Source organism: Cloacibacterium normanense, assembly GCF_002943105.1.
In the GTDB taxonomy this organism is placed as follows: domain Bacteria; phylum Bacteroidota; class Bacteroidia; order Flavobacteriales; family Weeksellaceae; genus Cloacibacterium.
Genome location: NZ_PTPZ01000002.1, coordinates 296013 through 309229, shown reverse-complemented (window position 1 = coordinate 309229; position 13217 = coordinate 296013). Strand labels below are relative to the sequence as shown.

Sequence of the window (13217 nt, the reverse complement as noted above, 5' to 3'; positions counted from 1 at the left end):
ATACATTTACCCATAAAATTTTTTAGATCAATGAAAAGAATATTTTTACTATTCACATTTCTATTGAGCTTTGCACAAATGCGTGCAGACGAAGGAATGTGGCTGATGATGCTCGTAAAGAGATTAAACGGAAAAGACTTGCAAAAACAAGGTCTTAGATTAACTGCAGAAGAAATTTATTCTGTAAACAACTCTAGCCTAAAAGACGCCATCGTACAGTTTAATGGTGGTTGTACCGCAGAAGTAGTTTCTAAAGAAGGTTTGCTTTTCACAAACCACCACTGTGGTTATGATGCTATTGCAGCACTTTCTACGCCAGAAAAAAATTATTTAAAAGATGGTTTCTTCGCCATGAACAACAAAGAAGAGCTTCCTGCAAAAAATCTTTATGTGAGATTTTTAGTAAGAATGGATGATGTAACGGCTAGAATTAACGGGAAACTTAATCCTCAAATGTCTGCTGACGAAAGAAAAGCGGTAATCGATGCAGAATACAAAGCCATCCAAAAAGAAAATTCAGAAAATGGTAAATATACTGTAGTAGTAAGAGATTTCTTCAGCGGGAACGAATTCTACTATTTCGTATATCAAGATTATAAAGACGTAAGATTAGTAGGAACTCCTACAGAATCTATTGGTAAATACGGTGGTGATACCGATAACTGGGAATGGCCAAGACACACTGGTGACTTCTCTGTTTTCAGAATTTATGGAGATGCTAACGGAAATCCTGCAGAATATTCATTAAACAATGTTCCATTAAAACCTAAATATCACCTTCCTGTTTCTATGAAAGGAGTAAAACCTGGTGATTTCACCATGATTATGGGTTATCCTGGTAGAACTAACAGATATTTAACTTCTTATGGAATCAATCAATTGGTGACTAAAGATTATATCGGTTGGGTAGAAGCTTCTAAATCTGCAATGGATGTGATGAAGAAGTACATGGACAAAGACACTCAGATCAGATTAGATTACGCTTCTCAATATGCTTCTGTAGCAAACTACTGGAAAAACAGAGCTGGAACCATAGAATCTGTAAACAAAAACGGAACAGTTGCAGACAAACAGAAAGTAGAAGCTAAATTTCAAGAATGGGCAAACTTAGCAGAAAACAAAGCTACTTATGGAAATGTTCTTTCAGAAATCGAAGCATATTACAAATTAATTGCTGATAGAAATTTAGAAAGAAACTACGCTACTCAATTCCAAAGAAATGCTAAATATGCAGTTCTTCCTTACAGAATTGGTGCTGCTCTTAAATCTTATATTGAGCAAAACGAAGCAGGTAAATCTGCGATGAAAGCTAGAGTTCTTGCTGGTGTAGAAGCTTCTTACGATGGTTTCCACCCAGTAGTAGAAAAAGATATGTTACAAACTTTGCTTTCTCTTTATAAGAACAAAGTACCGTTTGATTATCAACTTCCAGTGATGAAATATTCTAATCCAGCAGAATTAGCCAACCAAGCAGAAGCTTCTATTTTCAGCACCAAAGAATCTTTACTTAAATTCATCGAAAATCCTAGTTTAGCTGTTCTAGAAAATGATCCGCTTTACAAATTTTCAGGAATTATGGTAGCAGAAGCTATGATGTTTGGAGACAAATATGTAAAAGCTGATGACCAATTTGCTAAAAACACTAGATTATATTTTGACGGTCTTAGAAAATCTATGCCAGAAAAAGAATTCTATCCAGATGCTAACTCTACTATGAGAGTAACTTTTGGTAAAGTAGACAGATTACCAATCAGAAAAGACAGACAATATTATGGCGTAAAAGATAACTTCTATACTGATATGAAAGGTATGGTGGCTAAATACAAAAAAGGCGACACAGAGTTTGATTTACCTCAAAGATTGTTAGATTTATACAAGAAAAAAGATTTCGGTCCATACAAAGACAAAAAAGGTTACATGCCTGTAAACTTCTTATCAGATAATGATATTACAGGTGGAAACTCTGGTTCTCCTATCTTAAACGGAAATGGTGAATTAATTGGTCTTGCTTTCGATGGTAACTCTGAAGCTCTTTCAGGAGATATCGTTTTCGAAAAACAATGGCAAAAAACCATTAACCTAGATGTAAGATTCTTACTTTGGGTAATGGATAAATATCACGGAGCTGGTTATTTATTAAACGAAATGACTATCAGAAAATAAGGCAACTTTGTTGCTTCTAAAATTAACCTCGGAGAAATTTCTTCGAGGTTTTTTATTACTTTTTACTCCGTTTAGTTTTTAAAAAACTTTTATAAAAACTCAAATTTTCTTATTTTTAGGAAATCATAATTTTTTAAACGTTTCTTTTTTCTCAAAATTCATAAAATGACAACGGATTACATCACTTTTGAAGCAGAAATTAAGCAAAATGGCACTATGAATGCTACCTTTGTAGATTTTCCTTTCTCTACAGAAGAATTATTTGGCAAAAAAGGTCAGGTAAAAATCAAAGCTTTGCTTGACGAAAAAGTAGAATACAGAGGAAGCCTTGCCAAAATGAAAAGTGATGGTCATCTACTTGGATTAACTCAAGAAGTGAGAAAACAACTTGGGAAAACTTTTGGGGATAAGGTTACGGTGAAACTTTGGGAAGACCAAGAAGAAAAAATTGTAGAAATTCCTGAAGATGTTTTAGAAGTTTTCGAAAAGAACAAAGATGCTTTTGAAATGTATCAGAAAATGTCTTACACGCATCGGAAAGAATACATGAGATGGATTACCGAAGCCAAAAAACCAGAAACCAGAGAAAACCGAAAGGTAAAATTGATAGAAATGATTTTAGCAGGTAAAAAAGGAATATAACAAAATATAAACGCGTATGAAATTAAAAAAACTCTTCCATTGGACGGTTATTGCTCCTATTTTAGCTTGGGTTATTTACTTTTTAACTCCCGATTCAGACAGTACAGTTATTTTAATGCTTTGTGGCGTTTTTTTAATGTTAAGTGTGTTTTCTGCAGTACACCATTCAGAAGTCATCGCACATAAAATTGGTGAACCTTTTGGAACTATTGTTTTGGCGATTTCCATTACAATTATAGAAGTAGCACTTATTATTTCGCTCATGACAGCAGGAGGAAAAGAAACCTCACATCTCGCCAGAGATACTGTTTTCGCAGCGGTAATGCTTATTTTAAACGGTGTTTTAGGTTTAAGTTTATTGGTAGGAAGTGTGAAATTTCACGAACAGTTTTTTGCGAGAACTTCCGCCAATTCCCTACTCGTTTCTTTGATTGCTATTTTAGTGCTTACCCTTATTCTTCCTAATTTTACGACCAGTATAAATGGTCCTGTTTATACGCAACCTCAATTGATTTTTGTTTCCATAGCTTGTCTCACCATTTACAGCACATTTTTATTGGTTCAAACGGTGAGACATAGAAATTATTTTTTACCCAATAACAAAGAAGAAGTAGTTTCTGTCCCTACTGCAAAAGAAAGTATTCTGAGTTTTATTACCTTATTGGTCTGTCTAGGAATTGTAGTATTAATGGCAAAAAAACTCTCTACACCTATAGAAACAATCATCAGAAACGCAGGATTGCCACAATCTTTGGTTGGAGTTATCATTGCAGCAGTGATTTTATTACCAGAAGGAATCGCTTCCATTAAAGCAGCCAGAAAAGATGATTTACAGACCAGCCTCAATCTTTCTTTAGGTTCCGCTTTGGCTTCTATTGGACTTACCATTCCCGCAGTTGCAGTAGTGTGCAGTATTTTTGATTTAGACCTTGTTTTAGGATTAGATTATAAATCGATGGTTTTGCTGGGATTATCTATTTTTATCACCATGTTATCGCTCAGTCGAGGAAAAACCAACATTCTTTACGGTGTGGTTTTACTTGTGAACTTAGCAGCTTATATTTTTACTGTAATTTATCCTTAATTAATATGAAAACCTACGAAACCGAAAGACTTTTACTCAAACCTACAGATTTAGAGGATGCCGAATTTATTCTTCAACTTTTAAATTCTGAAAATTTCATCAAATATATTGGAGACAGAAACGTAAGAACCACAGAAGACGCCGAAAACTACATTCGCAATAGATGTTTTCCTCAGTTTGAAAGACTAGGTTACGGAAGTTTCACCGTAATTCTAAAGGAAGATTCTTCTAAAATGGGAACTTGTGGAGTTTACGCAAGAGAAAACACAGATAATGCTCCTGATATTGGCTTTGCATTTTTGCCACAATTTGAGGGGAAAGGTTATGGCTACGAAAGTGCCAATTTCATCAAAAATATAGTAAAAACAGAATTCGGCATCAATAAATTGGGCGGAATTACGGTAGAATACAACCACGCTTCCAGAAAATTATTAGAAAAACTAGGTTTAAAATTCCAAAAAAAATTCTTCATGGATGGTGATCCAGAAGAATTATTGTATTTCGAAGCTGATATTTAAATAAAATTATCTGTCATTCTGAAATGAAGTGAAACGGAATGAAGAATCTCTTTAATATAGAACAGATTCTTCACTTCAATACGTTTCGTTCAGAATGACAATGTAAAAAAGATTACTTCAAAATCTGAGCTGCGTGATTTTTGGTTTCTACTTTTTCGATGACTCCTGTACAAACAGAATTTTCATCAAATAAAAAGGTAGTTCTCACAATTCCCATGAATTCTTTGCCCATGAATTTTTTGAGTTGCCACACCCCGAATTTTTCACAAACTTCATGGTTTTCGTCAGCTAATAAATCATATTTAAACCCGAATTTATCATGAAATTTCTTTTGATTTTTCACAGGATCTGCTGAAATTCCCAAAATCGTAAAGCCTTGTTTCGTTAAGTATTCTATATTTTCATTAAGGTTACAAGCTTCTGCTGTACAACCTGGCGTATTGGCTTTCGGGTAAAAGAAAACCACCAATTTTTTCCCTTTGAAATCTGAAGATTTAACCAGATTTCCATCTTGATTATCTAATTGAAACGTAGGAAGTGTATCACCTATTTTTAACATAATGCTTATTTTTGTTCAAATTTACAGAAAATGACTAAAAAAGAGCGTGCAAAAATAGTAATGACTGAGTTAGAAAAAATCTATCCCGAAGTTCCTATTCCACTGAACCATAGAAATGCTTATGAACTATTGGTTGCTGTTGCACTTTCTGCGCAAACTACTGATAAAAAAGTAAACGAAGTAACTCCCAAATTGTTTTCTGTAGCTCCCAATCCAGAAAAAATGGCAGAATTGGAAGAAGTTGAAATCAAGGAATTAATTAAAGAAATCGGACTTTCTACCACCAAAGCCAAAAATCTAAAATTGATGGCCAATCAACTTCTAGAAAGACATGACGGCGAAGTTCCCTCTAATTTTGAAGATTTAGAAAATTTAGCAGGAGTAGGTCATAAAACGGCAAGTGTAGTAATGAGTCAGGCTTTTGGTGTTCCTGCTTTCCCAGTAGACACTCACATTCATCGATTGATGAAACAATGGAAATTAACCGAAGGAAAAAACGTGGTTCAAACTGAAAACGACGCTAAAAAACTTTTCCCAAAAGAAACTTGGAATAAACTTCACCTTCAAATTATTTTCTACGGCAGAGAATATTCTCCAGCCAGAGGAAATCAGGAGAAAGATTACCTCACGAAAATGCTTTTTGAGAAATAATCAGATTTTTTCTACAAATTTTTGGAAAATATTATCCTTATTATAAAGAATTGGTCCATGTCCAAAACAAATAATTTGGGGATTTAATGCTGATAGTTTCTGAAGTGATTTTACGTTTAAATCTTGATTTGTAGTAAACATTTTTGGTGGAAGATGTAAACCAGGAATTGTAGTGAGTAAATTCATGTTTGTGGCAACATCACCCGCAATAAGGACTCCGTCTTCTTCTCTAAAAAAAGAGATATGCCCCATAGAATGACCTGGCGTTTCTATAACTCTGAAACTTCCTAAATAATCATTTTCTCGTAGCGTTTTAGAAACCGTGTATCCTGTTCCTGCCCAAAACTTCATTTGAAATCTCTCTACTAAATTTTTTGATGGATATTCTGAGGTAACTTCTCCTGATTCTGCGTTTTCTTTATCCCTTTCACTACAAATAAAAGGAATATCGAAAGTTTTACACAGTAAATGAGAACTTCCTTGATGATCTGGATGAGCATGGGTTATCACATGACCTTTTAGATCTTTTCCATATAAATTCTTTTTTATTTTATTAAAAGAACTTTTGATACCAGAATCTATTACATAACCTTCTACTAGATAACAATTAATGCTATTTCTAAATAAAAGCGGGATTTGATAAACTTCTTTTGCAATTAAATTCATAATTTTTTTGGCAAAAGTAATTAGAATGTTTCCTTTCATTTTGAGAAAAATTTCTCAAAATTCTTCATTATTGATGATTTGGGAAACCGTTCTTCTCGTAATTCCTAGAAAAGCAGCAAGTTGTTCTTGTGTAAGTCTTTTGTAAACATTTGGTTGAATAGTTTTAAACTTTTTTATTTTATCTTTTGCTTTAATCTCGTTCAAAAAAGAAACATATTTCAACTTTTCTTCAAGACTTTGTTCTAAAATCTTTAGGGTAAGTTTTTCTAATTTTGGGTTTTGAGAAATTAAATGAACATAATCTTTTTTCTTAAGCACCAAAATTTCAGAATCTTCAAGTGCTTTTATAGAAATATCTGATCTTTTATCATTCATGAAACTTTCATAAGAAGTCAAAAAACCTTTTTCTAGATTGAAACAAACGGTTTTTTCTGTACCATCTACCTGTAAAATAAATGAATTAAAGAACCCCTTTACAATAAAGCCAATTTCTTTACAATAAGTATTTTCTTCTATAAAAAATTCGCCTTTTTTTAATTTTCTTTTCTCAAAAGAATTGAAAAATTTCTCTAATTCTTCAACGGAAATATCTACAAATTCTAAAATTTGCCCTGAAAAAATTTCTTTGGAAGTCATCTTACTGTTTCTTTGCCCAAAGTTCCATCTTTCTTTCTAAAACGGATAATGGAAGACATCCTTGGTTCAGAATTTCATCATGGAATTTAGCCAAACTAAATTTCTTACCAAGTTCTTTTTGATATTTAGCTCTTAATTCTAAAAATTTAAGCGAACCGATTTTGTAACCTAATGCTTGTCCCGGAATCGCCATATAACGCTCAATTGCGGCAGTTGCGCCTTCTTCAGAATCAGAAATATTATTCAGATAATATTTTATTGCTTCTTCTCTGGTCATTTTTCCAGTGTGAATTCCTGTATCTACTACCAATCGAACTGCACGCAACATTTGATCACTTAAATAACCCATTTTTTGATAAGGATCGGTGTACAAACCAAACTCTGGGCCTAAAGTTTCGGTATAGTGCGCCCAACCTTCTCCATAAGCTCCGAACCAACCAAATCTCATGAATTTAGGAATTTCCATGTTTTCTTGTTGAAGCGAAACCTGATAATGATGTCCCGGAATTGCTTCGTGCAAGAATAAAGATTCGAAACCATTGGTTACATTATATTGAGTAGCATCTGGAATTGGTGTGTAAAAAATTCCCGGTCTGCTTCCATCTGCAGAACCCGGTTTGTATTCTGCACTTGCACTTGCTTCTCTAAATTTTTCGGTTCTTCTGATTTCAAACGGTGTTTTAGGAGATTGACTAAACATCGTTGGAAGCTTTGGCTCTATTTTCTTTAAAATTCCATTAAATACGGCAATTACTTCTTCTGGCGTTTTATAAGGCATTGCTTTTTTATCCGTTTTTAGGCTTACTAAAAATTGTTCGAGCGTTCCTTTGAAACCTAATTGAGTTTTTACTTTCTCCATTTCTGCTCTTAACATGGCTACTTCTCTCAACCCAATTTTATTGATTTCATCGGGAGTAAGATTAGTGGTAGTCCAAGATTTTGCGAGATAAGTATAAATATTGCTTCCATTTGGAATAGCGTTAATTCCATCTGTATTTCTCGCTTTTGGCAAATATTCTTTTTCTAGAAAATCTCCCATTCTTTGGTAGGCAGGAATAATTTTCGTTTTGATGGCGTTTTGATAAAGTACGGTGTACTTTTGTTTATCCGCGGCAGAAAAATTGGCTGGAATTTTTTTGATTGGTCCGTAGAAAATATTTTTATCAAAATTTTCAGAAATAATTTCTTCACCTCTCATTTGAGGAATCATTTTCACCACCAGTTTTTTGGGAAGCATCACATTTTGTTTCATTCCATCTCTGAAATTCTTTTCGGCAGTGTTCATCCAAACCGCAAAAGCATCAATTCTTTTCAAGAAATTATCATAATCTTTGGTCGTTTTAAACGGTTGATTTCCATCTCCGCTTCCTAACAATGGAAAATCTAATGGCAAACCTTCAAATTGGTTAAAAGGCATCAGTTCTGGATGATACGCATATTTCTCAATCTTATCTTTTAAGGTAAAATCTAAAACATCATAAACGGTTTTGTCTTTATCAGAAAGAGATTCATAATCAAGTGTTTGCAACTTTTTTTGAGTTTCGGTATAGAAACCGATTTCTTTAGAAATAAAATCCTGACTGATCGCATTTGGCAATTGGTCATTATATCTATTATCGCCTTGCATAGTAGCTTCCAGAGGAAACATTTTCAGGTAACCTTCATAATATTTAGAAGCAATGCTGTCTATATTGGCTTCGGATTTCGGCAAAGCAATGTCTGATTTTTTACAACTGATAACGAAAAGCATCATTGCAAATATTCCTAAAATAGGCGCTCTAAAGAATCTCATTTGTCTTAAATTTTAAACAAAAATATAAATTATCTGTAAATGTGGATTTTAAAATCATAAAAAAATAGTTTTAAAGCATCAAGAGTAATTTTTTTCATAATTTTTTGTAACAAAGAATAAAATCTCTTACTAATTAATAAAATTTAAAAAATGAAATGGTATAAATCTTTAAGCTTTGCTTTATTGTTTTTAGTAACTCTTGCAAACGCACAATCTGCAAACAGATTTTTTTATGAATTAACCTTTAAACCCAAAAAAGGAATAGACTCTTTACAAAAAGCGGTTATGATTCTAGACGTAACCGATAAAAAATCACTTTATAGAGATTACTTGACGGTTTCACAGGATTCTGTTCTAAAAATTGAAGTTGAAAAAATGCAAAAAGCAGGTGTTTTCAAAGATTTATCAAAGTCTTTCCAAATGCCAAAATTTGCTTATAAAATCACTAAAGAATATCCTACCATGAAGGTAAACTTTAGCGAAAGAATGCTAAATTCTGTTTTTGGATATAATGAAGAACCAAAATTCAACTGGAAAATATCAAACGATAAACAAAAAATAGGAGAATACGAAGCTCAAAAAGCTACCACAGAATTTGGTGGAAGAAAATGGACGGCTTGGTTTACAGAATCTATTCCTTTCCCTGATGGTCCGTATAAATTCTCTGGTTTACCAGGATTAATCGTAAAAATAGAAGATGCTGAGAAAAATTTCTCTTGGGTTTTAACAGCGAATAAACCGCTAAAAGAATTTGAAGAACTTTCTTACAGCGAAAAACTATCGGCACAGTTTGGTGCGAGAAATGATGTAACGATTATCAACAGAGATAAATTTGAATCTTCTTTTGAGGAATATAAAAAAGATCCTTTTGCATCGATAAGAGCACAAATCACTCCAGAAATGAAAGCGATGAAAATGCCAGGAAATGATAAAACGATGGGCGAAATGATGAGTGATCAAGAAAAATCAATTAAAGATTTCTACAACGCAAGCAATAATACCGTAGAAATCTACACTCCAGAAAAAGCGAAAAAATAAAATTCCCTTCATATTAAACTTTTGTAACAGAAAACTCGAGGATTCGTCTTCGAGTTTTTTGCATTTTATAAGAGCAAGAATAGACCATTGCGCTGTGGTTTTTAGTTTTATATTTGTAAAAAATAATCGTTTGACTTCACAAGAACATCTTGCAAGAATTAGAAAGGTTTTAGATTACATTGACCAACATTTGGACGATGAACTTCCTCTGGAAAAACTCGCAAAAATTGGCTACTACTCACCTTTTCATTTTCATAGAATTTTCCGTGCAGTTACCCGTGAAACTTTGCTAGGTTACATCACCAGAAAACGCATGGAAAAAGCTGCCATGATGCTTTCTTTGAAAAAAGAAAAATCTTTAGAAGAGATTTTCTTGGAAATAGGATTCAATAGCCATTCTACTTTTGGTAAAACCTTCAAAAAGCACTTCGGGATTTCTCCTGCTGCTTTTAGAAAAAATTCGCCAGAAAATTTTAAGAAAATTCAAACCATTATCAGTAATATCGGACAAAAAGAAGTCGTTTTCGAGCAATATCTTTACCAACTAGAACAAATGAAATTTTTTATGGAAAATAAAGCCAATATCCAAATAAAAGAAATGCCAGAAATGCAGATTGCATCAGTATTAAGCATTGGTGTACAAAATATAGGGAACGCTTACAACACCCTTATTTCTTGGGCTATTTCTAAAAATATTTTCCCCAGAGAAAATGTGAAAATGATTACCATTTATCACGATAGTTTCAAAGTTACTGCTCCCAATAAAGTGAGAATTCATGCAGGAATGTTGCTAGAAGAAGCCATCAAAAATGAAGGCGAAGTTTTCCTAGAAATTTTGCCAAAAGGGAAATATATCGTTTCACGACAAGAAATTACGCTTCCCGAATTCGAAACTGCTTGGAACGCACTTTTCCTTTGGATGAACGAAAACGGACATCAGTTCAGAAAAGAATGTCCTTATGAAATTTACCATAATGATTACCAAGAACACCCAGAGAAAAAGTGTTTGGTAGATTTCTGCATTCCTATTTTGTAATTTTCTACGGTTCAGTTTCTATTTTTTACGGTTCAGTAAAACTTATTTCTTTTCGGAAATGAGCAGAGATACCTTTGCTTCATCAAAAACAGAATTATGAAAACTCGCATTTTTACATTAGTCTTTACCTTTGCCTTTACCTTTACCTTAATTGCTCAAATTACCATTTCTGGAAAAGTTTTAGGAAGAAACAACAAACCGCTGAAAGATGTTTCTGTAACACTTAGAGATACTTATGATGGCGCTACAACAGACGAAACAGGAAATTATAAGTTTGAAACTTCTGAAAAAGGAAGCCAAACCTTGATTTTCTCTCATCCTAAATTTATAGAAATCGAAAAATCTATTCAAATTGAAGACAAAAACCTTATTCTAAATGCTGAACTAAAAGAATCGGTGAGCGAAATAGATGCAGTAGTCATTTCTGCGGGAAGTATAGAAGCCAGCGATAAAAAACGCGCCACTACTCTATTGACGCCCATTGACGTCTACACAACAGCTGGAGCAAATGGTCAAATTTCATCGGCGCTAGAAACCTTACCTGGAGTTCAAAAAGTAGGAGAATCAGAAGGTCTTTTCGTGAGAGGAGGAACCGGAACGGAAACCAAATTCTTCATGGACGGAAATTTGGTCAATAATTATTTCGGAAATTCTGTACCCGGAATTAAAGCGATGGATAGATTGAATACTTCACTTTTTAAAGGAAATGTATTTTCAAGTGGTGGTTATTCAGCAGTTTACGGACAAGCTTTATCTGGAGTTTTAGCTTTGGAAAGTATCGATTTACCAGAGAGAAATGCTGCAGATTTTGGGATTTCTCCCATTTTTGCAAGCGGCGGAATTCAGCGAGTTAATCAAGAAAAAACACATTCTTACGGAATTTCTTTAGGCTATTCTAACCTAGAACTCATGCAGAAAATTCTGAAATTCAATACCGATTTCGAAAAAGCACCTCAAAATTTTGGTGGCAATGGAAACTTCAGAATTAAAACGTCAAGAGGCGGTTTTATCAAATATTACGGAAGTTATGACACCAGTTCTATGAAACTTTCTTCTCCTAATTTAGACGACGAAACTTCTTCTGATAAAATCAATCAAAACGGGAAAAATACGTTTCACTCGCTTTCTTACCGAGAAAAATTTGGCAGATATACTTTGAATCTTGGAAGTTCATATACTTATAATCAAAATATTCTTCATTTTTCTAATGTAGACCAAAACGGAAGTTCTCCATTCAATAATGATATAGATTCTAAAGGCAATTATTTCAACGCCAAAGCATTGATTGAGAGAAAATTATTTAAAATTTCGGCAATAAGAGCAGGAATAGAACTGAACACTACCAAAGAAGAAACTTGGGTTTCCATCGCTCAAAAAAATTATGAATTTAGAGATGATATCACATCACTTTTCACAGAAACCGATTTGGGAATGAGCAATGATTTATCTTTAAAAATAGGAGCAAGAGCAGAAAACTCTTCTTCGATCAACCGCTGGAATTTTTCGCCAAGATTTGCCATGGCATACAGAATTTCTAAAGAATGGACAAGTTCATTAGCTTACGGTACTTTCTTCCAAAATCCTGAAAGTAGATTTTTCACCGAAAATTATCAACCCAACTATCAAAGAGCTGACCATTATATTTTTCAAGTTCAAAGAGCAGCAGATGGAAGAAGTTTGAGATTGGAAACGTATTACAAAAAATATCAAGACTTAATAAAAACCACCACAGATTTTTACAGACCTATCGCTCTTAATAATAATGGAAGTGGATATGCAAAAGGTATAGAATTATTTTGGCGAGATAAAAAATCTTTGAAAAATATAGATTATTGGGTATCTTATTCTTACCTAGATTCTAAAAGAGATTACCTGAATTACACCGAAAGTTTATTCCCCAATTTTGCGGCAAAACATACACTTTCTTTTGTGGCTAAAAAATTTGTAACCAATTGGAAAACAGGATTTAATATTTCTTACAATTACAATTCTGGAAGACCATATTACAATTTCGTGACCGAAAATGGCAATACTGTTCTCAAAAATCAAGGCTTTGTAAAAGATTATCAAGCGGTGAATTTCAGTCTTAATTATTTACCGAATTTAGGCAAAAAAGATGCGAGAGCTTTTACCGTTTTGGTGCTTTCTATCAATAACGTTCTAGGAACTAAAAATGAATTTGGATACAATTTTTCTAGCAATGGTCTGAAATCTAGAGCCATCGTTCCTCCTACCAATACTTTTGTTTTCATCGGTGCATTCATCAGTTTTGGGACTGACAGAACTCAAGAAGCCATTAATAATAACTTATAGAATTAAGTCCAAAATTGACCATACAAACCATTCAGTCAAGAAAAACTACAGTTCGGTGAACAAAAATTTCAAGAAAATTTCTTTCAAAATATCTTTGAACCATAAAATTGAAACAACTA

The 13217-nt window shown here is 33.3% G+C and carries 12 protein-coding genes; 8 read left to right on the top strand and 4 right to left on the bottom strand.

The window, feature by feature from the left end:
- Positions 1 to 30 precede the first annotated feature (30 nt).
- From C3729_RS04450 to C3729_RS04435, 4 genes are all read left to right on the top strand, one after another.
- Complete coding sequence (locus tag C3729_RS04450) at positions 31 to 2163, top strand: S46 family peptidase (RefSeq protein WP_104793047.1); 2133 nt, start codon at positions 31 to 33, stop codon at positions 2161 to 2163.
- A gap of 165 nt (positions 2164 to 2328) precedes the next feature.
- The gene (locus tag C3729_RS04445) at positions 2329 to 2805 is read left to right on the top strand and encodes a YdeI/OmpD-associated family protein (protein WP_104793046.1); all 477 of its coding nucleotides are present in this window, start codon (positions 2329 to 2331) and stop codon (positions 2803 to 2805) included.
- Between the two features lie 16 nt (positions 2806 to 2821).
- On the top strand, positions 2822 to 3889 hold the full coding sequence (locus C3729_RS04440; RefSeq protein WP_104793045.1) for a calcium:proton antiporter: 1068 nt from the start codon (positions 2822 to 2824) through the stop codon (positions 3887 to 3889).
- Positions 3890 to 3894: 5 nt separating this feature from the next.
- Complete coding sequence (locus C3729_RS04435; RefSeq protein WP_104793044.1) at positions 3895 to 4407, top strand: GNAT family N-acetyltransferase; 513 nt, start codon at positions 3895 to 3897, stop codon at positions 4405 to 4407.
- Between the two features lie 112 nt (positions 4408 to 4519).
- On the opposite strand, the gene bcp is transcribed toward C3729_RS04435, so the two are convergent.
- Positions 4520 to 4966, bottom strand: a complete 447-nt coding sequence (bcp, locus tag C3729_RS04430; protein WP_104793043.1) for a thioredoxin-dependent thiol peroxidase — start codon at positions 4964 to 4966, stop codon at positions 4520 to 4522.
- 30 nt (positions 4967 to 4996) lie between these two features.
- Here bcp and nth point away from each other — a divergent pair, with 30 nt between their 5' ends.
- A complete protein-coding gene (nth, locus tag C3729_RS04425) occupies positions 4997 to 5617 on the top strand; it encodes an endonuclease III (RefSeq protein ID WP_104793042.1) in 621 nt (206 codons plus the stop codon).
- Here the strand turns inward: nth and C3729_RS04420 are convergent, their stop codons facing one another.
- From C3729_RS04420 to C3729_RS04410, 3 genes are read right to left on the bottom strand one after another with little or no spacing between them, the layout of a single operon-like run.
- The gene (locus C3729_RS04420) at positions 5618 to 6322 is read right to left on the bottom strand and encodes an MBL fold metallo-hydrolase (RefSeq protein WP_317615407.1); all 705 of its coding nucleotides are present in this window, start codon (positions 6320 to 6322) and stop codon (positions 5618 to 5620) included.
- A 15-nt stretch (positions 6323 to 6337) separates the two neighbouring features.
- Positions 6338 to 6919: a Crp/Fnr family transcriptional regulator gene (locus C3729_RS04415; RefSeq protein WP_104793041.1), complete on the bottom strand. Its 582-nt coding sequence runs from the start codon at positions 6917 to 6919 to the stop codon at positions 6338 to 6340.
- Between the two features lies 1 nt (position 6920).
- Positions 6921 to 8711 (bottom strand): DUF885 domain-containing protein, encoded by a 1791-nt coding sequence (locus C3729_RS04410; RefSeq protein ID WP_104793040.1) that lies wholly within the window; start codon positions 8709 to 8711, stop codon positions 6921 to 6923.
- Positions 8712 to 8861: 150 nt separating this feature from the next.
- Between C3729_RS04410 and C3729_RS04405 the strand changes: the two genes are divergently transcribed.
- From C3729_RS04405 to C3729_RS04395, 3 genes are all read left to right on the top strand, one after another.
- A complete protein-coding gene (locus tag C3729_RS04405; RefSeq protein WP_104793039.1) occupies positions 8862 to 9749 on the top strand; it encodes a GLPGLI family protein in 888 nt (295 codons plus the stop codon).
- 130 nt (positions 9750 to 9879) lie between these two features.
- On the top strand, positions 9880 to 10785 hold the full coding sequence (locus tag C3729_RS04400; protein WP_133159939.1) for a GyrI-like domain-containing protein: 906 nt from the start codon (positions 9880 to 9882) through the stop codon (positions 10783 to 10785).
- Between the two features lie 96 nt (positions 10786 to 10881).
- The gene (locus C3729_RS04395; RefSeq protein WP_104793037.1) at positions 10882 to 13098 is read left to right on the top strand and encodes a TonB-dependent receptor; all 2217 of its coding nucleotides are present in this window, start codon (positions 10882 to 10884) and stop codon (positions 13096 to 13098) included.
- Positions 13099 to 13217: the final 119 nt, after the last annotated feature.